General features: G+C 72.4%; 16 protein-coding genes. 7 read left to right on the forward strand and 9 right to left on the reverse strand.

Going from position 1 to position 19,032, the window contains the following annotated elements; all coding sequences use genetic code 11:
• Positions 1-103: 103 nt before the first annotated feature.
• Positions 104-1,693 (reverse strand): sensor histidine kinase, encoded by a 1,590-nt coding sequence (locus IPJ59_RS25315; protein WP_293273729.1) that lies wholly within the window; start codon positions 1,691-1,693, stop codon positions 104-106.
• Positions 1,694-1,898: 205 nt separating this feature from the next.
• Between IPJ59_RS25315 and IPJ59_RS25320 the strand changes: the two genes are divergently transcribed.
• On the forward strand, positions 1,899-3,257 hold the full coding sequence (locus IPJ59_RS25320; protein WP_293262979.1) for a hypothetical protein: 1,359 nt from the start codon (positions 1,899-1,901) through the stop codon (positions 3,255-3,257).
• A 123-nt stretch (positions 3,258-3,380) separates the two neighbouring features.
• Here the strand turns inward: IPJ59_RS25320 and IPJ59_RS25325 are convergent, their stop codons facing one another.
• Both IPJ59_RS25325 and IPJ59_RS25330 read right to left on the reverse strand, forming a co-directional pair.
• The gene (locus IPJ59_RS25325; RefSeq protein ID WP_293262977.1) at positions 3,381-4,490 is read right to left on the reverse strand and encodes a tetratricopeptide repeat protein; all 1,110 of its coding nucleotides are present in this window, start codon (positions 4,488-4,490) and stop codon (positions 3,381-3,383) included.
• A 410-nt stretch (positions 4,491-4,900) separates the two neighbouring features.
• Positions 4,901-6,613 (reverse strand): hypothetical protein, encoded by a 1,713-nt coding sequence (locus IPJ59_RS25330; RefSeq protein ID WP_293273655.1) that lies wholly within the window; start codon positions 6,611-6,613, stop codon positions 4,901-4,903.
• Between the two features lie 127 nt (positions 6,614-6,740).
• On the opposite strand from IPJ59_RS25330, the gene IPJ59_RS25335 reads away from it, so the two are divergent.
• Together IPJ59_RS25335 and IPJ59_RS25340 are read left to right on the forward strand one after the other, a co-directional pair.
• Entirely contained in the window at positions 6,741-8,513 is a 1,773-nt protein-coding gene (locus tag IPJ59_RS25335; protein WP_293273656.1) for a glycosyl hydrolase family 28-related protein, read from the forward strand.
• A 9-nt stretch (positions 8,514-8,522) separates the two neighbouring features.
• Complete coding sequence (locus IPJ59_RS25340; protein ID WP_293262974.1) at positions 8,523-9,938, forward strand: DUF4328 domain-containing protein; 1,416 nt, start codon at positions 8,523-8,525, stop codon at positions 9,936-9,938.
• A 54-nt stretch (positions 9,939-9,992) separates the two neighbouring features.
• On the opposite strand, the gene IPJ59_RS25345 is transcribed toward IPJ59_RS25340, so the two are convergent.
• Positions 9,993-10,769, reverse strand: coding sequence for an SseB family protein (locus IPJ59_RS25345; RefSeq protein ID WP_293262973.1), 777 nt, complete (start codon positions 10,767-10,769; stop codon positions 9,993-9,995).
• 95 nt (positions 10,770-10,864) lie between these two features.
• Here IPJ59_RS25345 and msrA point away from each other — a divergent pair, with 95 nt between their 5' ends.
• Complete coding sequence (gene msrA, locus IPJ59_RS25350) at positions 10,865-11,518, forward strand: peptide-methionine (S)-S-oxide reductase MsrA (RefSeq protein ID WP_293273657.1); 654 nt, start codon at positions 10,865-10,867, stop codon at positions 11,516-11,518.
• 66 nt (positions 11,519-11,584) lie between these two features.
• Here the strand turns inward: msrA and IPJ59_RS25355 are convergent, their stop codons facing one another.
• Positions 11,585-12,058: an SRPBCC family protein gene (locus IPJ59_RS25355; protein ID WP_293273658.1), complete on the reverse strand. Its 474-nt coding sequence runs from the start codon at positions 12,056-12,058 to the stop codon at positions 11,585-11,587.
• A gap of 259 nt (positions 12,059-12,317) precedes the next feature.
• Between IPJ59_RS25355 and IPJ59_RS25360 the strand changes: the two genes are divergently transcribed.
• Complete coding sequence (locus IPJ59_RS25360; RefSeq protein ID WP_293273659.1) at positions 12,318-13,214, forward strand: hypothetical protein; 897 nt, start codon at positions 12,318-12,320, stop codon at positions 13,212-13,214.
• Positions 13,215-13,217: 3 nt separating this feature from the next.
• Here the strand turns inward: IPJ59_RS25360 and IPJ59_RS25365 are convergent, their stop codons facing one another.
• From IPJ59_RS25365 to IPJ59_RS25375, 3 genes are all read right to left on the reverse strand, one after another.
• Entirely contained in the window at positions 13,218-14,240 is a 1,023-nt protein-coding gene (locus IPJ59_RS25365) for a hypothetical protein (RefSeq protein ID WP_293273660.1), read from the reverse strand.
• A gap of 4 nt (positions 14,241-14,244) precedes the next feature.
• Entirely contained in the window at positions 14,245-14,493 is a 249-nt protein-coding gene (locus IPJ59_RS25370) for a hypothetical protein (RefSeq protein WP_293273661.1), read from the reverse strand.
• Between the two features lie 193 nt (positions 14,494-14,686).
• The gene (locus tag IPJ59_RS25375) at positions 14,687-15,841 is read right to left on the reverse strand and encodes a vWA domain-containing protein (RefSeq protein WP_463673374.1); all 1,155 of its coding nucleotides are present in this window, start codon (positions 15,839-15,841) and stop codon (positions 14,687-14,689) included.
• Positions 15,842-16,053: 212 nt separating this feature from the next.
• On the opposite strand from IPJ59_RS25375, the gene IPJ59_RS25380 reads away from it, so the two are divergent.
• Positions 16,054-16,407, forward strand: a complete 354-nt coding sequence (locus tag IPJ59_RS25380; protein WP_293273663.1) for a hypothetical protein — start codon at positions 16,054-16,056, stop codon at positions 16,405-16,407.
• Positions 16,400-17,002: a hypothetical protein gene (locus IPJ59_RS25385; RefSeq protein ID WP_293262962.1), complete on the forward strand. Its 603-nt coding sequence runs from the start codon at positions 16,400-16,402 to the stop codon at positions 17,000-17,002. The genes IPJ59_RS25380 and IPJ59_RS25385 overlap by 8 nt, the downstream gene beginning before the upstream one ends.
• A gap of 3 nt (positions 17,003-17,005) precedes the next feature.
• On the opposite strand, the gene IPJ59_RS25390 is transcribed toward IPJ59_RS25385, so the two are convergent.
• The gene (locus IPJ59_RS25390; protein WP_293273664.1) at positions 17,006-18,844 is read right to left on the reverse strand and encodes a hypothetical protein; all 1,839 of its coding nucleotides are present in this window, start codon (positions 18,842-18,844) and stop codon (positions 17,006-17,008) included.
• Positions 18,845-19,032 lie beyond the last annotated feature (188 nt).

Here is a 19,032-nt window from a genome sequence, read left to right on the forward strand (position 1 = left end):
GGCCGGGACGGTGTTCCCCGGCGCAGCTGCGTGCCCGTGGCGCGAGGCAGTACGTCGGCTTCGCCACGCGCCCGACGAAGGTGCGTGCCCGTGGCGAGGGCGGCTAGCTCTTGTTGGCGCGCAGGGTGCTGAAGCGGGCGCTGTTGTTGCTCATGAGCGGCCCCGGCGGCTGCGCGCGGGGGGGCGGTGGTCTGGTGATGTCGGCGGGGATGCGGAGGAGGAAGACGGAGCCGACGCCCGGGGCGCTGTCGACGGTGAGTTCGCCGCCCATGAGCTTGACCAGGCCGAGGGTGATCGTGAGGCCGAGGCCGGTGCCGCCGTAGCGGCGCGCGGTGGCGGCCTCGGCCTGCTCGAAGGGCTCGAACACGCGGACGATCTGCTCCTGGTTCATGCCGATCCCGGTGTCGCTGACGCGCAGCTCGAGCCAGCCATCGTCGCGCTGGACGGCGAGGCCGATCTGGCCGTGCTCGGTGAACTTGGCGGCGTTGGCGAGCAGGTTGAAGATGATCTGGCGCGTGCACACGGGGTCGCCGACCACCGTGGGGTCGCTGCCGAGGAGGATCTCGACGACCAGGATGTTGGCGCCGCGGGCGATCGCCGGGCGCATGGTCTCGACGAGGTCGCCGAGGGTGGCGGCGAGGTCGAAGCGGACCGGCTCGAGGCGCATCTGCCCGGCCTCGATCTTGGAGAGGTCGAGGATGTTGCCGATGAGCTGCAAGAGGTGGCGACCGGCGGAGTCCATGCGCTCGGCATCGGCGACGATCTGGGCCATGCCGCGCTCGCCGGCCTCGTCGCGCACGAGCTCGATGTAGCCGAGGATCGCGTTCAGCGGGGTGCGCAGCTCGTGGCTCATGTGCGCGAGGAAGGTCGACTTGGCGCGGCTGGCCTGCTCGGCCGCGTCGACGGCGGTCTGGGCGGCGACGGCGGCGACGTCGCGGCGGGCCAGCTCGACGCTGCTCTGTTGCAGGAGGACCCGCCGCTCCTCGAGCGCGCGCTGGCTGCTGCGGGCGGCGCTGCGGGCCAGGTCGCGCCCGCGCACGCCGGCGCGGGCGGCCAGGCCGAGCGCGAGCAGCAGCGCGGCGGGGGCGAGCGACAGGGCGATGGTCGGGAGGGTTGGGTCGCCGCCGACGCGGGCGAGCCCGAGGCCGGCGCAGACGACGACGCAGGCGAGGGTCCAGCGGAGCACGTTGCGGCCGTCAACGATGGCGGTGAGGCTGATCGCCACGGCGAGCGCGGCGGGCACCACGGCGAGCGCGGCGACGGTGTCAGTGCCGAGGCCGAAGCTGATGGTGCCGCCGATCCAGGCGAGCAGCGCGAGGCGGGCGGCGAGCAGGCCGTGCCCGCGACGCTGCAGCACGATCGCGGCGGCGAGGACGATCGCGGCGGCGAGGTAGGCGAGGCCGACGCGCAGGCCCGGGGCCGCGCCGCCGCTGGCCGAAAGGACGCCGAGCGCTCCGCTGGTGAGCAGGGCGGTGCTGACGTAGAGCGCCGGCGGGAGCGCGCGGTCGCGGAGGGCCGCGTCCGAGAGGTGGTCGTCGGGGCCGCGCCTGGCTTCGTCGCGGCGATCGGGGTCTGGATCGGGGGCCCGATCGCGGCCTGGGCTGTGGCTCGGCGTGGTGACCGGGGGGTCGCGTCGATCACCGTCCGCTGCCACCGGCGCGGGGCTGGACGTCGGGTCCACTCGGCTGGGCATCGACACGCGCGCGTCGAGCATACGCCCCGGCGATCGAGGGCGACAAGCTCGAGATCAGGGCGAATCGCAGGCGACCGTTGTATGTCGGGATCGCGCGCGGTCGACGGGTCGCGGTCGGCGTGGGGTCGCGATATCCTGGCGCCGTTGTCGGCCCGTCCGCGTCGCGGGCCGAATGCATGGGCTGGCCGACGCTGCGAGGTTCACGATGCACACCCTGGTTCTGAGCGACATTCATCTGGGCAATGGTGCTGGCTACGACATCTACTCCGGCGCGGGGCTGTTGCCCGCGACGCTGGCAGAGGCGGCGGCGCAGCGGGCCCACGTCGTGCTAAACGGCGACTCCTTCGACTTCCTGATGAACGAGGACCCGCTCGAGCTGGTGCCGGAGCGTGCGGTCGAGCAGGCCCAGGCGATCGCCAACAGCGCGGACGGTGGCGCGGCGCTGCGGGCTCTCGGCTCGGTGCTGGCGGCTGGCGGCTCGGTGGAGATCCGGCTCGGCAATCACGACGCGGAGCTGGCGTTGACGGCGGTGCAGGAGACCTTCCGCGCGGCGCTCGGGCAGCCGCCCGAGGTCGCCGCGAAGCTGGTGTTCACCCGCGGCGCGGCGCCCGGTCTGCTCGACATCAACGGCGTGAAGATCTTGCTGGCGCACGGCGAGCACAACGACCCGTGGAACTTCGTGGAGTACAAGGATCTCTCCGCCGACGGCAGCGGGCACTTCAAGTACCCGCCCGGCTCGCGCCTGGTCAAGACGCTGCTGAACCCGCTCAAGCGCCGCTTCGGCATGCGCTTCGCGGACCTGCTCAAGCCCGACTTCCAGGGCGGCGTGCTGACGATGCTGGCGGTCGACCCGAACGCGCTGAGCCTGGTGTTTCAGGGCTCGACGCTGCGGCTGCTGTGGCAGCTGTTTCGCCGCATGGACGACCCGCTGTCGTTCGCGCCGGCCGAGGCCGAGGAGGAGCTGGGGCTGGCCGGGGCGCTCGACGCCGCCGGGCTGACGCCGGACGAGCGGGCCGCGATCGAGGCGACGGTCGACCCCGACGCGGCGGTCAGCTTCGGGCCGGTCGGCGACTTCCTCGGCGCGGCGCAGGTGAAGCTGGCGCGCCAGGGCCTGCGGGCGTACGCGGCGGCGCAGCGTCACCTGGCCGGAGGGACAGGTGACAGCTACTTCTCGCTCGAGCCGGACCCGGCCGAGTGGACCGAGGCGCAGCGGCTGGCGACCAAATTCGGGGCCGACGCGGTGGTGCTCGGGCACACCCACGCGGCCCGCTTCCGCAGCGAGCCGGGGCTGACCTTCGTGAACACGGGGACCTGGATCTACCTCATGCGTCTGCCCGCTGGCGACGCGTCGGTGGACGAGTGGGAGACCTTCCTCCGCCAGTGCCGCAGCAACCCGGGCCTCGATCCGGCGAAGGGGCCGTGCCCGCCGCTGATCTCGCGGCCGACCGGGCTGGTCATCGACGCTGATCCGAGCGGCGGCGTGCAGATGCGGCTGCTCGAGTACACCGCGCAGGGGCCGAAGCTGCTGGCCCAGAGCCACGTGCGCCGGCACGCGGCGGCGTAGCTCGCGGGGCTCGGCGGCGACTCGTCGTCGCCGCTGACCCGAACGCGCGGCGGCGCGGCGGCTCGGCGACTCGGCGACTCGTCGTCGTCGCTGACTCGCACGCGTGGCGACTCGGCGACTCGTCTACTCGTCGTCGCCGCTGACCCGCACGTGCTTGCGGCCGTCGTCGTGGCCGCGCTCGCTGAGGGCCTTGGCGGCGCCGCCGGGGTCGCCGATGAGGAGCACGGCCTGGCAGGCGCCGGAGCTCTCGAGCTTCGCCCTGCGCAGCGCCGAGACCACGCACTTTTGCAGCTTCTTCGAGGCGCCGCCGGTGAGCTTGGCGTCGCGGACGCGGCCGTTGGTGAACTCCCACGACACGGCGACGGCGGCCCCGTCCTTGGCGCAGGCGTCGAGCGACTCCTTGTGGCGGGCGACGCCGGACAGGACCTCGCTGAGCGCCGGGAGCCCCTGCTCGCTCATGCGGCAGGACAGGGCGCGGGCCTCGAGGCCGTCGCTGCCGAGCTCGGCGGCCTTGGTGGTCAGCGCGATGGAGATCGGCTTGCCGCCGCTGGCCTCGAGCGCCTTGGCGGCGACGCAGCCGTCCTGGTCGGAGAACTCGCAGGCGCGGGTGAAGTGGGTGCGGGCCTTCTCGAGGTCCTTCTGGGTGCCGAGGCCGTCGTGGAAGGCGAGGCCGACGCGGGTGCAGCCGTAGCCGCTGTGCCCGACGCAGGCCTTCACGTAGGCCGCGAGGGCGCGGATGTTGGCGTCGGGCGGGCCATTGGGGTCGCTCAGCAGGTCGGCGGCGCCGGTGCAGCCGTCGACCTCGCCGAGGCCGCAGGCCTTCTCGAACAGCTCGATCGCCCGGGTCGGGTCGCGCTCGACGCCGTCCGCGGTGTTCAGCAGGGTGCCGGCTCGCGCGCACGAGGGCGCCAGGCCGAGCTTGCAGGCCTTGACGGTGAAGTCGAGGTCGACGACCGGTCCGCCGCGGCCGTCGCGGGCGAGCTCGGAGCGGCGGATGCAGCCGTCGGCGTGCTCCTTGTCGCAGGCCTGCTCGAACAGCAGGGCGGCCTTGTCGAGGTCGGCCGGTCCGCCGCGACCGAACTGGTAGAGCTCGGCGAGGCGGAAGCAGCCGAAGCCGTCGCCGCCGTCGCACACGGCCGTGAGCGGCTCGCGGGCGTTGCCGTAGTCGTGGTAGTACATCGCCGCCTCGGCCTGCTCGACGCAGCGAGCCCCGGTGCACTCGTCGTCCTCCACCGGCGGCTTTGTCGTCTCCTTGTGACAAGCCGCGGCGGCGAGCGCGACAACAGCATAGATTGGGAATACGCGAGCCCCGATACGCACGGCATCATGGAAGACGAGGGAGGTCGTGGCGTCAACAGGAATCGCCGGGCGGCGCGGGTGGGGAGGCGATCGGGCGGGTCGGGCCTGTGGGCGGCCCGGCGGCGATGTGCGCCCTGGTTCGGCAGGACCGCGTTTTGGTGCGTTCGCGCGCGGGATTGGGCGCTGTTTCAGACCGGAGGATCGCGGGGGTTTTGCGGCGGTCGTCTGTCCGCGAGGACATCCGGCGCAGGCGCAGACCTGTGATTTGCGGCGCCGGTCCGCCGATCACTCGATTGTCAACATGTGCATATTGAGAGGCGGCGGTGAGACCACGTAGATATGCGTCAGTAGCTCTTCGCCGAGAAGCGGGCCTCGATGGCGATCGACGCCGGCTGACGGTCGGTGGGGGCGACGAATTTCCAGGCGTTGGCGGCGCGCACGAGGCAGGGCTGGATGTCGCCGAGCTGGGCGCCGCTGAAGTCGACGCGGGCCTGCTGCATGGTGCCGTCACCGCGGAGCTTGAGCCGGAGGATGATCGTGCCGACGCGGTCGGCGGTGCCGACGGCCTCCTTGAAGCAGCGGCTGAGGTCGCCGCTGCGCTTCTGCAGGTGCTCCTGCACGGTCTGGGGCGACAGCTCGCCGATGACGTGCGGGGCCTCGAGCTCGATGTGGACGATGCGCCGCGCGAGGGCCCGGGCCTCGGCGCTGGGGCCGGGCTGCTTCGCGTACATGTCGATGCTGACCTGCTTCGCGGGGGCCTTGGCGGGCCTTGGCTGGTCGCTGTGGAGGCCGCCGCCGCGCTCGGTCTCGGCGAGCTCGAGGCCGCCGAAGGGGCGGTTGATGACCGGCGCGGCGAGCACGGCGGCCCACAGCTGGCGGTCCTCGGCGTTGTCGTAGCTGAGCAGGCCCTCCTGGGCGCTGGCGGCGGCGGCGTAGGCCCCGTCGGCGAAGTTCGCGTCGTCGAGGAAGCCGGCGGTGCGGGCGTAGTCGTACTCGGCCGGGCGCCCGCGGCGGGTGCCCTTCGGGATGGTCGCGGCGGGGCCGCTGGCGACCACGACCGCGAGCTCGGGTGGGGCCTCGGCGGGCGGCGGGGGCGGGCGCGCGGCGGGCTTGCTGGCGATTTGTGGCCTGTCCTTGGGGACAGGTGGAAGATCGGGTGGAGGCGGGGGTGGTGGTGGCAGCTGGCTGAGGTAGCGGACGGCGAGGTCGCGGCCCTGGGCGATCTCCTCGAGCTCGACTTCGGCGGTGGGGCGGGCCTCGCCGAGCAGGAGGGCCACGGCGAGCAGGGCGAGGGCGCCGAGGTTGCTGGCGAGGTAGAGGCGGTCCAGCGGGCGGCGCTGCGGCGCGAAGGCGGCGGGTTCGACCGCCTGGATGCTGACGCGGAGCTCGCCGAGGGCGACCTCGCAGCGGGCGCCCGGGGGCAGCGCGTAGGAGCTGCGGCCCTGGGCGACGAGCTCGGCGAGGGCGATCGTGCGGGCGCCGTCGTGGAGCTCGCCGGTCATGCCGGGGCAGAGGCCGAGGACGATCTGGCGCTCGAGGGTGCGGACCAGCGGGAGGCCGGCGCGCTCGCTGCCCGAAGGTAGGCAGGCGGGCAGGCACACGGGGAGCTGGACCTCGGGTCCCTCGCCGATCAGGTACCTGTCCCGCGGGACAGGTCGTCCGGTGGCGCCGACGACCACCGGGACGACGCCGAGCAGGATCAGGAGGGCGCCGAGGCCGAGGCTCGTGTTGCTGCGCGGGGTCGCGGGTTGCTCGGCGGTCTCGGCGAGATCGTCGGCGGGTGGTGGTGGCGTCGCGGACAGGCCGGCGAGGGCGAGGGCGAGGCCGAGGACGAGCGCGCAGCCGCCGATCGAGATCCACGCGGCGGGGGTGACCGAAGGCTCGGGCGCGGCGGCGAGGTGACGGACGTCGAGGATGCGATCGCCGAGGCGAGCGATGACCTCGGCGACGATCGGGGCGCCGCCGTCGCTGGCGATCGGGCCGCCGTCGCTGGTGGATACGGGCCCACGATCGCGGGCGATCGGGCCGGGTTCACCGGGGGCGGGAGACGCGGGCACCACGGCAGCGTCACACGCCTGCGGACGGCGAAAGTTCCCGCACGGATCGAGATTTGTCGGGTCGCGTCGGTGTGCGCGTGGGGGCGCGCCGTCGCGGGCGCGGCGGGGCTGTGATACACGCGGAGGGATGCTGCGCTCGCGTGCTCTGCTGTGGCTGCTGCTCGTCGCCTGCACTTCGAACACCGGCGGTGAAACCAGCGCGGGGTCGACGGGGTCGTCTGGAGCTGTCCCCGGGGACAGCTCGGGTGGGGTGACCACGGGGGCCAGCGAGGCCACGCCGACCACCGGCGGCGCGGGGTCGACGTCGGAGGCGACGGGGGTGACGACCGGCGTCGTGACGACGGCGACGGAGACGGGCGGCGGCCCCGACCTGCCAGGCGCGGCGGGCTGGCGCAGCGTGCTGTACCCGGAGGACTGGACGCCGGCGTTCACGGGGCCGGAGGGGCGCTTCCTGCACGACTTCTCGTACGCGGGCTACCGCCTCGGCGCGACCGAGCTGGCGCAGGATCTGGCGGCGAAGACGATCGACGTGGTCGCCGATCACGGGGCCGACGCGGGCGGGATGACGGACGCGACGGCTGCGTTTCAGGCCGCGATCGACGCGGCGGCGCAGGCGGGCGGAGCGGTGGTGATGGTGCCTGCGGGGCTGTATCGCATCGACGGGGTGTTGACTGTGAGCGCGTCGCGGGTGGTGCTGCGCGGGGTCGGGTCGGCGCAGAGTCGGCTGTGGTTCACCCGCTTCGATGGCATGTCGTACAAGAGCCACCTGAACTTCGCGGGCGCGCTGAAGCTCAGCGATGAGGCGCTGCTGACGGTCGACGGCGAGTCGCGCTCGCGCGAGATCACGGTGGCCGACGCGGGGGCTTATTCTGTAGGTGACGACGTGGCGGTGGGCTTCGTGATCACGCCGGAGTTCGTGGAGGAGCACGCGATGACGGGGACCTGGATGGTCTTCAACGACGCGTGGCAGGTGTTCTTCTGGCGCACGGTGGTGAAGGTGGAGGGCGACACGCTGACCCTCGACGTGCCGCTGCGTTACCCGGTGAAGCTGCGCGACGCGGCGAGCGTGCGCCGGGTCGACGGGTATCTGCGCGAGGTCGGGGTCGAAGATCTGGGGCTGGCGAACGCGGTCGGCTGGGATGACGCGTGGGCGCAGTCGCAGGTGCACGCGCTGTCGCTGCGTGGGGTGAAGGATGCGTGGGTGCGCGGGGTGGCCTCGTACGCCTCGCCGGGGGCCCCGGATGACGGCTTCAGCAAGGGGCGGCACCTGCAGTCGGGCGGGATCGAGGTGGTGCAGGGCAAGCGGGTGACGATCGCGGACACGAGCTTCGCGCTGGCGGAGCACCGCGGCGGCGGGGGCAACGGGTACCTCTTCGAGGTGAGTCAGAGCAGCGAGGTGCTGGTGCGTGACTGCGTCGGCGACGCGGGGCGGCACAACTTCATCCAGAATTGGGGCTTCGGGGCGACGGGGATCGTGTGGCTGCGGGTGCACAGCAGCGGCGGCGTGGCGGTGGCGGTGAAGGACCTCGACTTCGGCTTGACCGGGCTGTCGGAGTTTCACCACTCGCTGGCGACGGCGAACCTGATCGACGAGAGCACGGTGGATGACGGGTGGGGTGCGGTCAATCGCAACGCGGAGAGCAGCGGGGCGGGGCACAGCTCGACGCAGAGCGCGGTGTGGAACCCGGCGGGCGCGGGGGTCGTGCGCTCGCGGCAATTCGGGCACGGCTACGTGATCGGGCCGGGGCCCTTCGTGAAGCTCGAGACCTCGCTGGGGGTGCCGGGGGCGGAGGGGACGGAGCCGGAGGACTTTATCGAGCGGGCGCCGAAGGACGCACCCGGGCCGCTGATCCCGGCGTCGTTGTATGAAGATCAGCTGGCGCGTCGGCTCGGGGGTTGAGGAATAAGTATGGCCAATCTGTTCACGCCGCCGACCACCGAGGTGGAGCGCGAGGGGCCCGCGGGGGTGCGCCTGCCGGTGCTGCGTTATCAGCTGCTGGTCGGGCTGCTGGCGATCGGTTCGCTGCTTGCGGCGGTCGAGCTCGGGCTGTGTCTGCTCCTGTGCGTGCCGGTGCTGCGCGGGGGCGAGCTGCCGCGGCTGTGGCGGAGCCTCGGGGTCGATCCCTTCACGCTGCTGTCGTGGCTCGCGGGCGGGTCGCTGCTGCTGTTTGCGATCACGGCGGCGCTGTTCCTGGCGTGGTTGCAGCGGGCGCGTCGCAACGCGCGGGCGCTGGGGATGCCGGCGCGCACGCCGGGGGCGCTGCTGTGGTGGTTCGTGCCGGTGATGAATCTCTATCGGCCGTACGTGGTGGTGCGCTCGGTGCTGCTGGCGAGTCGCGGCGGGTACGGGCGCTCGCCGGGGTGGCTGGCGACGTGGTGGCTGGTGTGGCTGGCGAGCGCGCTGTGGCTGTCCGTCGAGCTGGCGCTGGTGCGCGGCGAGGAGGTGGTGCGCTACTACCTGAGCGACGAGGTGGGGGTGGTGCTGGTGCTCGGGCTGGCCGCGCAGGGCGTGCTGGCGCGGCCGCTGCTGCTGGCGGTGGTGGTGGCGATCCAGCGGGCGCAGCGGGAGCAGCGGGCGCGGGGGCCGTCGTCCACGTTCGCTCAGGTCTCGCTCGCCGTCATGGCCTGTTCGCTGGTCGCGTGCACCCAGGCGCTTCCGAACGACGGGGCGACGCCCTCGGCCGGGCGGGTCTCGCCGGCGGCCCCCGTTGTGGCCCCCGTTGTGGCCCCCGTGGTGGCCCCCGTGGTGCTCCCTGAGCCCAGCGATCCGGCCCCACCGGCCGAGATCAAGTCCGGCCATGTCGTTGTGGGCGAGGGCGCGGCTGGCCTCGACGAGGCCGCCTGGATCGATTGGCAGGAGTCGCCGCTTGAGGCCGATCTCGACGGAGACGGCGTCTCGGAGGCGATCCAGTGGTCCTGCGGGCAGAGCCCCCAGACCCTGCGCATCGAGGTCGGTCGCGCGAAGACCCGCGTCAAGTATCGCGTGTCGGAGCTGATCGGCTGCGCCGCGGCTCTGGTCACGCTGATCCCCGAAGAAGCCACGCGGCAGCTCGTGTTCACGGTCGACGAGCACGACGAGGTCGGGCCGGATCTACACTTCATCTATACGTACCGCCGGTCCAAGCTCGAGCGGATCTGGTCCGGGGCGGCGAACCTGGACTTCCTCGTCGATGGCACCTGGGTGACCGAGACCAGCGATTGCGACGACGCTGCAGGCTTCATCACCACCACGACGAGTCGGCATCGCTGGAACGGCGCCAAGGTTGCCAGCGTGGTTCAGAAGGAGCGCACGCCCGTCGAGCCCGGCGGCTGCGCCGACCCGTGAAGCTCGGCCATTCGCGGCCATTCGCGGGTGCGCCGGTGACTTGAGGTCGCGCAGCTAGACCGGGGAGGCGCGGCGCTTGAGGGCGCCGTCGAGGCTCTCGAGCTCGTTGAGGTAGAGCTCGCCGCCGACCAGGCCGCGGGGGTTGATGAGGAGGGAGCCGACGCGCTTCGTGACGGCGCGGGGGACCAGCTCGGCGACGGGGGTGGCGCGGTAGGGGGCGCCGCGGGGCTGCCACATGCGCAGGGCGTCGATATCGGTGAAGCCGGCGATCACGGGGAAGCTGCCGAGGCGTTCGACCTCGAGGGGGTCGCCGGCGGCGTCGGGGTCGATCGGGACGAGCAGCGTGGCGCCCAGGAGGGCGGAGTAGAGGGCGCGGCGGGCGTCCCAGTCGCGGCGCAGGCTGAGGGCGCGCATGAGGCGGACGATCTCCGGGTTGCGCAGCGGCTCGCTGTCGCCGAGCTGGAGGTCGAACTCCGCGGGGTCGCCGGCGTCGACGCCGTAGGCCTTTGCGAAGATCGTCATGAGCTCGTCGACGAGGGTACGCAGCTCGGCGTCTGTGGCCGGGCTGTGCTTGCGGTGGAGGTTGGTGTGGTGCTGCTTCTCGCGAAAGCCGCGCTGCTTGAGCTGCTCGAGGCGGCCGGGGGTGAGGCCGGCGGCGGTCGTGAGGTTGGCGTTGGTGACGGCCTCGATGTGGAGCCCGGGGTTGTCGCGCTGGCCGGCGATCACGAGGTAGTAGTCGCGTGAGGCGACGACCAGGCGGTTGTCGCTGCCGCCCTGGCGGCGAAGCTGGTCGATCTGCGAGGCGAGGGCGTCGGCGGTGAGGGCTGGCATGGGAGGCGCTGCGGCGCGCGGGGGACGCGGGCCGGCGAACCATAGCGCAGGCGGGCCGCTTGCGTCGGCGCGGGGGCTGCGACATTTTGGGGGCCATGTTCTTCGAGGCCAACAAGATGAAGATGCCGACGGCCGCCGAGGCGCTGCCGGGGCGCGCCGAGGCGATGCCGGTGCCGGCGGTGCACTACCTGCTGGGCACCCCGCTGGTGCCGCCGTTCCCGGCGGGCTCGCAGCTGGCGATGTTCGGGATGGGCTGCTTCTGGGGGGCGGAGCGGAAGTTCTGGACGCAGCCTGGCGTGGTCTCGACGATGGTCGGCTACGCGGCGGGCTTCACCCCGAATCCGACCTACAAGGAGGTGTGCAGCGGGCGCACGGGACACAACGAGGTGGTGCGGGTGGTGTTCGACCCGGGCCAGACCAGCTTCGAGGCGCTGCTCAAGGTGTTCTGGGACAACCACGATCCGACCCAGGGGATGCGCCAGGGCAACGACGCGGGGACGCAGTATCGCTCCGGGGTCTATGTATATGATGAGGCGCAGCGGGCGGCGGCGGAGCGCTCGCGGGCGCTGTTCCAGGACGTGCTGCAGGGGGCGGGCTTCGGGGCGATCACGACGGAGATCGTGGCGGCGCCGACGTTTTATTACGCCGAGGAGTATCACCAGCAGTATCTGGTGAAGAACCCGGGCGGGTATTGTGGGCTCGGGGGGACCGGGCAATCGTGCCCGATCGGGCTCAAGCCTGGCGTGTGAGCCAGGTGCCGCACGCAGGCGGCGCGCACTGGCGTGAGCCCGAATGGGCGCTGGAGATGGGGCGGATCATGGGAGGATCGCGCGCCATTCGTCGGACTCGGCGACGCGCTTGATCACGGCGTTGCGGCGGGCGAGGAAGCGGCGCAGGTAGGCGGTGAGGAACAGGCGCTCGGCGAGGTCGCCGAGCGGGCCGAGTGGGGCGTCGAAGTCGAAGACGTCGCGCATCTCGGTGTGGCCCGCGTGCTCGCTGAAGAAGTGGTCGTGGTCGAAGCGGGCGAAGGCGCCGCGCAGCATGCTGTCGCGGAAGTGCCGCGGGGGGTCGAAGGCGGTGATGCGGCTGGAGAGGCGCTGCCACACGGCGAAGTGACGCGCGCGCCAGGTGACCTCGTCGCCGGGGCCCATGAGGCCGTGGCGGACGCCGGCGACGATCTGCTCGCCGGTGTGGTCGGCGGAGAGGCGGTGGAGGTCGACGCTGCGGGCGAGGTCGAAGCAGCGCTGGATCGGCGCGTGGATCGTGGTGCTGAGGTGCAGCGCGGGCATGCGTGGGGCCCCGCAGCATAGCGGGGTGGGCGTTGCCAGGGGTGGGCGCGGGCGATAGGGTGACGGGATGCGCGGACGGGTCGGGATCTTGGTGCTCGCGGGGTTGGGTCTCGGGTGTCCTGGGTCGGGGACGGGGAGCGCCGGTGAGTCGAGCACGGGGGCCGTGGGGTCGACGGGGCCCGTTTCGGGCAGCAGTGGCGGCGACGGTGCGAGCACGACGAGCGGGGTGGTGACGACGGGTGTGGGTACGACCGAGCTGGTGCCGACGACGGGGGGCGAGGGGAGCAGCGGTGCGGTGCTGACGACCGGGGGTGAGGCGAGCACGGGGGCGTCGGGGTGTCCGGAGCGGGCGCAGCGGGGCGTGTGGGTGTGGCAGCAGGCGCAGGCGAAAGATCCGGCGAAGGCGGCGGGGTTGCTCGCGTTCGCGGCGAAGCAGGAGCTCACGCATCTTTATCTCGAGAGTCAATCGTTGCTGCTCGAGGATCCGGAGCGGCTGGCGGCGTTCATCGGCGAGGCGGAGGCGGCGTGTGTGGCGGTCGAGCTGTTGTTCGGGGCGGCTGCGTGGGCGCAGACCGAGAACCATGGCGAGGCGCTCGCGCTGGTCGATGCGGCGCTGACATTCGTCGATGGGCTGGCGGGGGCGCGGCCGGTCGGGCTGCATTTTGACGTCGAGCCGCACGGGCTGCCGGACTGGGGCGCCAATCAGGGGGTGTACGCCAATGAGTATCTCGACCTGCTCGAGGCGATGGCGGCGAAGCTGCTGGGCAGCGAGCTGCCGCTGACGGTCGATGTCGCGTTCTGGTACGACAGCGTGGCGGTCGATCGCGACGGTGACACCCGGCCGCTGAGCGAGCTGGTGCAGGACCGGGTCGACCGGGTGGTGGTGATGGACTACCGCGATCACGCGGAGCCGCCGGATGGGATCATCGACAACGCGGCGGCCGAGGTGGCGTACGCGGAGCAGATCGGCCGGCGGGTGCGGATCGCCGTGGAGACCACCTGCGGGCTCGATCCGGAGAAGGTGACCTTCTGCGAGGAGGGGGCGATTGCGATGACGCTGGCGCTCGAGCTGACGGCGCAGGTATATGCGCAGAGTCCGGCGTGGGACGGGGTGGCGGTGCACGACCACGCGGCGTGGTCGGTGTTGATGGACTGAGCCTCAGGCGCGGCGCGGACGGGGTGAGCGCCAGATGACGGCGTCGACGAGGTAATGGTGGAAGTTGACGGCCTGGTGAAATACCAGCACGAGCGGGAGCACCTGCCAGGCGCCGCGGCCGGTGGCCTGGCCGAGCAGCCAGTAGAAGCCGATGCCGAGGCTGGCGCACACGAGGGCGTAGCGCAGGGCGTGCTCGGGCTGGCACAGGCGGGAGAGGAAGGGGCGGGTGGGGTCGATGCCGCCGCGGAAGCGGCGGGCGTTGACGGCCCAGACGAACAGGAGATATTGCGCGTTGTGCCAGATGTTGATGAAGAGCCAGCCGCGCGTGATGTCGGAGATCACGAGATAGCTGACGGTGGTGATGATGACGTGCGAGAGGATAAAGAGGGCGTGGCCGGTGCCGGCGGGCGGGCCGAGGCGGACAAGCCGGAGCTGGCGCAGGGTCCAGGTGGCGAGGGCGAGGAGGGCGAGGATGCCGACGACGATGACCGCGGCGCGCGGGACCTGCGGGCTCCACAGGGGGGTCTCGTAGAAGGTGGGGGACTGCTGGCTGGCGCGGTGGAGGACGCCCCACAGGGGGAAGCCGAAGACGATGCTATCGCCGAGCCAGTCGCGGCCGCCCGGGTCAGCGCCGCCGACGCGACGGTAGGTGCGGGCGATGCCGTAGCTCTGGCGGGTGTAGTGCCACGATTGCCAATAGTAGTAGATGGTATTGAGGACGAGCACGCCGCCGAGGAAGGCGGCGGCGCCGGTGGCGAGGAGGACCAGCGGCGGCAGGGCGGTGAGGAGGAACCAGTGCTTGCGCGCGCTGTGGCGGTCGAAGGCGACGCGGGTGTAGGTCGAGGCGACGTGGGGGTAGGCGAGCAGCCAGAGGTCGAAGAACAGGACCCAGCCGAACAGGGCCGGGTCGGCGAAGGCGACCGCGCCGAGGGTGAGGGCGAGGGCGAGGACGCCGAGGATGAGGCCGAGGTCGAAGCCGGGGCTGTGCAGCCAGTCGCTGTGGCTGCTGGGCGCGGCGGTCGACATGCGATCAGGTGACTGGCGGTGCGTCGGGCGGCTCGGGCGGGGCGGTGATCGGGTCCGGTGTATCGGGTGGCGGAGGCGTGTCCGGGGTCGGCGGGGGCGGGTCCTTGGCGAAGGGGCCCTGGGCGGTCTTCTGGGCGCAGCCCTGACCGAGCAGGGCGGCGCCGCTGATGCCGATCGCGAGGATGGCGGCGGCGGCGATGGCGATCGACGCGGCGCGTGGTCGCGGGGTCGCGTCGTGATGATGCGTGTCCATGCGGGCAGGGTATCACGGGGCTGCGCAGTCGCAGGGAGCGGGTGCCTGGGCCATCGCTGCGAGCAGGACCACGCGCTGCGTATCACGCAGTCGCAGGGAGCGGGTGCGCGGCCGATCGCGCGCATCGGCGATCCGCGACGCGGTGGCTCATGGGTCGCGGACGAGGCTTGCAGGTCGGCCGCGACCAGGGTTCTCAGCGGTCGTTCAGGGCGCGCAGGAGGCGACGGCGACGGGCGAGCAGGGCGTCGAGGCCGAGGGCGGCGAACATGAAGAGGGCGACGCTCGAGGCGAACAGGAAGTGGGCGGTGATGCGGTCGCGGAGCTCGTCCCAGGGGCCGGGGCTCGCTTCGGCGGGGGCGACGGTGACGGCGAGGACGGGGCGGGTGTCGAGGGTGGAGAAGATTGGCGTGGGCTCGCGGACGGGCTCGGCGACGGGCTCGGCTGGCGGGGCGAGCAGCGTGGGGTCGGGCTCGACCTCGGGCTCGCTGCGGGTGACGACGACCTTGCCGGGTTTGCCGAGCTCGCCGCGGATCATGCGGAGCATGGCGTCGTGGAGGCTCTCGACGGTGTACTGATCGACCTTGGGCGCGGCGTGGCTGCCACCGATGCCGGAGTGGTCGGTGAGGAAGATGTACTGACCGCCGGTGGCGCGGGCGGCGAGGCGGAGCTCGGCCTCGGCGGGGTCGCTGACGCCGCTGCCGGCGACCGGGTAGATCGCGGTGCCGTCGGCGCGGTGGCGCATGACCTGGCGGGTGAACTCGCGGGCGGGGCTGCCCGAGTGCGAGGGGGCGTCGGCGACGAGGAAGACCATGCGCGCCGTGGCGTCGCCCTCGTGCCAGGAGAGGCGGTTGCTGGCGGCGAGCGCCGCGTCCATCGCCTCGGGCTCGTCGCCGCCGCCGTTCGCGGAGTGGCGGCCGAGCATGGTGACGAAGGCATCGATGTCGCGGAAGTCGATGGACTCGGTGACGTAGTCGTCGCCGTGGTCGCGGTAGACGACGAGGCCCCAGCGCTGGGTGACGCCGGGGTTCTCGCGCGCGACCTTGCGGGCGATGTCGCGGACCTCGACCTTGAGGTACTCGAGCTCGTCGCCCATGCTGCCGGTGGTGTCGATGACGAGGGCGATGTCGAGGGCGGTGGGTTTGGCGGCGTGGCGGTGCTTCGGCGGGGTGACCTCGTAGACGGAGTCGGGGATGCCGAGCTCGGCGCGGGCCTCGGCGAGGCGCTTGATGGCCTTGCGGTAGCCGGCGGGGTCGGCGTTGTCGTCGACGGTGCCGACGGTGAGGGCGCTCGACTGGATCGCGCTGTCGTAGCCGGCTCTTGCTGTACGAGGCGCGACCGCCGAAGCCAGCCGTGCTGTCGCCCGTGCCGCCGCCGCCGCGACCGGTGCCGACCAGGCCGAGCCCGCCGACGCCGTAGGCCTCGCCGATCTCGGTGCCGGTCAGGCCGCCCCAGACGTCGGCGTCGTCGCTGCCGATCGCGAAGGCACCGCCGTAGGGTGAGGCGATGTGGCCGGGGGCGGGGATCGGATCTTTCGGGCCCTTCATCGCGTAGAGGCCGGACTTGGAGGTGGGCTTGCCCATGCGGCCCTCCTCGCCCTTGTGGCGGGTGCCGCTGATCGGCTCGTCGCTGGCGCGCACCTCGGTGACGGCCTCCTCGTCGCTGTCCTCGACGGCCAACGCCGAGGGCTCGGCGGGGCTGCCGGTCGCGAGCAGCACGACCAGCGAGAGCAGGCTGGCGAGGCCAGCACAGGTGGTCAGGGGCCAGTTGGTCCACACGGTCGAGGTGCGCACGGTGTTCATGCGAGCACAGACAGCGGGGACGCCGGGAGGTTCCCGCGATGTTGCATTCGCGGTGGGCGCGATCGGGCGCGGCGCGCGGGCGACGAGGGTCTGGCACACTGGCCGACATGAGTGAGGTGAAGCCGGCGATCGACTGGAGAAGCGTGCACGCGCTGGGGCTGCCGGGGGGCAGCGTGCGTGCGTTGATCGCCCTCGCGGTGGTCGGGACGGTGTGCGGGTTGCTGTTGCGCATGCCGGAGCGTGCGCTGCCGGAGCACCTGGAGAGCCTGCTCTTCGTGGTGCTCGGGCACTACTTCGCGGCGCGCGGGCAGGCGGCGGAGGACCCCGCGGGCGGGCCGGCGCCGCTGTATCTGCCGCGTGGCAGCGTGCGCCTGTTGTTGGTGGCGGGGCTGGTCGGCGTGGGGGTGATGGTGCTGCGTCAGGGCGATGTGCAGGCGCTGCGCGGGCTGTTCACGCTGGTGCTGGTGTTCGGGTTCTTGGTGGGGCTGTTGCTGACGCGGATCGCGGGGTGGTGGCGGCGCCGTCGGCCGCGGCCGGCTCGCTGGTTCGAGGATCTGCGGGCGTTGATCGGGCTCGGCGCGGCGGGGGCTCTCGGGGTGCACGCATTCGTCGGCGTGCTGCCCGGGCCTGAAGTGTTGGGATTCGGGCCGATCGGCGTCGAGCAGGGGCTGGCCGGGTTGGTCGGGTTCTACTTCGGCTCGCGCTCGTGACGATCAGCGGAGGATCCACGTGTCGGTGTTCTGGTCGTGGGCGACGATGCTGCCGTCGGCGAGTTCGACGCCGGCGGGGTCGCCGGGGTGGAGGGTGAGTTCGCTGTAGAGGGTGTAGGAGCCGACGCCGCGGGGGCCGGCCGGGTCGACCATCTGGAGCTTGGGGCGGCCGGCGATCGGGAACTCGCCGCGGGCCTGCCAGAGGCCCTGGGACAGGGCGTGGACCTTGAGCGGGGTGAGCGGGCGGTCGCTGAGATCGAAGGCGCCGGGGCCGGCGAGGTACTCGACGAGGTAGACGCGCTCGCCGGGCAGGAGCAGGTCGCTCCAGCCCCAGACGTAGGTGCCCTGGCTGCCGGTGAGGCCGAGGCCGGTGCGTTCGTCGAGGACCTGCATGCCCCACACGCCCGGGGCGGTGCGGTTCTTGGCGAAGCAGCTGTACCAGGCGTCGGCCTTCTCGTCGGTCCAGGTCGGTGGTTGATAGAGGGCGAACTGTTCGACCAGGCAGAGGTCGATCGGGGCGGCCATCGCGAAGTAGTTGATGAGCAGGACCTCGGCGCCGTCCATGCTCGTGCGGCTGTCGCTGAAGCGGTGGATGCAGCCGTCGACGGCGTCGGCGAGGCGGGCGACGTCCTGCATGGGGTCGGCGACGTACTTGGCGTCGTAGGTGGCGAAGATGGTGGAGGAGAAGCCGAAGTAGCGCGACCAGGCGAGCGCGCGGGTGCCGGGCTGGCCGGGGCTCTGCTCGAGCACGGCGAGGAAGCGGCTGACGTTGCACAGGTCGTCGCTGAAGCTGCCGAGCGGGGTGCCGCCGACGACGACGAGGCGGGGCTTGCCGTCGCCGCCGGTGACCGCGGCGTGGGTGCCGTAGTTGCGGCCGGAGTGGAACCACTTGGGGGAGTTCGGCTCGTCGGCGGCGGCGACGTCGTACTCGACGGTGTTGATGAGGCCGAGGGTCGCGGGGGAGACGCTGTACTGGCGGCGGTGGTAGATGAGGTTGATGTCGTCCCAGCCGTCGCCGTCGAGGTCTTGCAGGGTGCCGCCGACCTCGCGAAATTCGCCGGGGGCGAGCAGGGTGGGGATCGCCGAGAAGCCAGGTCCGCAATTCCCGGCGGCGGGGAGCTCGGGGCGCCACACGCAGAGGTAGCCCCAGTTGCCGTTCACGTTCTCGCCGTCGCCGTAGGAGGGGGCGAGGAAGGGGTGACGCAGGCCCTCGGGGTCGCGCACGGAGTCGGACCAGGCGTAGTCCTGGGCGACGGGGGCGTCGGCGCGGGCGACGATGCTGGCGGCGGCGAGGTCGACGACGGCGAGCGCGGGGGGGCCCTCTGCGCCGTCGAAGCGGCAGAAGCGGGCGGCGAGCTCGGCCAGGCCGTCGCCGCTGTGATCGCCGAGCAGCTCGAGGCGGTGGGCCTGGTAGTTGCCGTCGCATTGATCGATGGTCGCGGCGAGCGGGAGCTCGGTGAGGGCGAGCAGCGGCGAGCTGACGAGCAGGCAGGTGCCGTCGGGGCTGAGGGTACATGGCCCGAGGGACAGGTCGGTCTCGGGGGTGCCGTCGGCGTCGAGGTCGAAGGCGCCGCTCGCGGGTGGGTCGCCGGTGGTGGCGTCGGTGGTGTCGGTGGTGGCGTCGGTGGTGGCGTCGGTGGTGGTCGTGGCGACGGGTGTGGTCGACCCGGTGGTGGACCCGGGGGCGTCCGTGTCGGGGCCGTCGGTGGTGGGGAGGGCGGTGGTCCCGGTGGTGGTCGCGGCCGTGGTCGAGGCGGGGTCGGTGTCGGTCGCGGGGACGGGCGGGGTGCAGGCGAGGAGGAGGCCCGGGAGGCTGGCGAGGCTGCGAGCGAGGCGCGGCATGCGACCACCGTATCGGCCGCATGCGGTGCTGAACAGTGGTTTGCGGGGTGACGCCGAGAAAGGCTGGTGGCGGTGAAACTCCGGGGGCTGTGGGCCGCTCCAAGCAGCGGATGCAGGTGGCTCGCTGCGCGACGCTCTGTTTGTGTGCCGGCTGTTTGTGTGCCGGTTGTTCGTGTGCCGGTTGTTCG

It is taken from the genome of Nannocystis sp. (assembly GCF_016714285.1).
In the GTDB taxonomy this organism is placed as follows: domain Bacteria; phylum Myxococcota_A; class Polyangia; order Nannocystales; family Nannocystaceae; genus Nannocystis.

What these genes read in the sequence shown, in the direction of transcription:
- IPJ59_RS25315 (WP_293273729.1), bottom strand. Translation starts at nt 1,693, where the DNA reads ATGCCCAGCCGAGTGGACCCGACGTCCAGCCCCGCGCCGGTGGCAGCG.
- IPJ59_RS25320 (WP_293262979.1), top strand. Translation starts at nt 1,899, where the DNA reads ATGCACACCCTGGTTCTGAGCGACATTCATCTGGGCAATGGTGCTGGC.
- IPJ59_RS25335 (WP_293273656.1), top strand. Translation starts at nt 6,741, where the DNA reads ATGCTGCGCTCGCGTGCTCTGCTGTGGCTGCTGCTCGTCGCCTGCACT.
- IPJ59_RS25340 (WP_293262974.1), top strand. Translation starts at nt 8,523, where the DNA reads ATGGCCAATCTGTTCACGCCGCCGACCACCGAGGTGGAGCGCGAGGGG.
- IPJ59_RS25345 (WP_293262973.1), bottom strand. Translation starts at nt 10,769, where the DNA reads ATGCCAGCCCTCACCGCCGACGCCCTCGCCTCGCAGATCGACCAGCTT.
- msrA (WP_293273657.1), top strand. Translation starts at nt 10,865, where the DNA reads ATGTTCTTCGAGGCCAACAAGATGAAGATGCCGACGGCCGCCGAGGCG.
- IPJ59_RS25355 (WP_293273658.1), bottom strand. Translation starts at nt 12,058, where the DNA reads ATGCCCGCGCTGCACCTCAGCACCACGATCCACGCGCCGATCCAGCGC.
- IPJ59_RS25365 (WP_293273660.1), bottom strand. Translation starts at nt 14,240, where the DNA reads ATGTCGACCGCCGCGCCCAGCAGCCACAGCGACTGGCTGCACAGCCCC.
- IPJ59_RS25370 (WP_293273661.1), bottom strand. Translation starts at nt 14,493, where the DNA reads ATGGACACGCATCATCACGACGCGACCCCGCGACCACGCGCCGCGTCG.
- IPJ59_RS25385 (WP_293262962.1), top strand. Translation starts at nt 16,400, where the DNA reads ATGAGTGAGGTGAAGCCGGCGATCGACTGGAGAAGCGTGCACGCGCTG.
- IPJ59_RS25390 (WP_293273664.1), bottom strand. Translation starts at nt 18,844, where the DNA reads ATGCCGCGCCTCGCTCGCAGCCTCGCCAGCCTCCCGGGCCTCCTCCTC.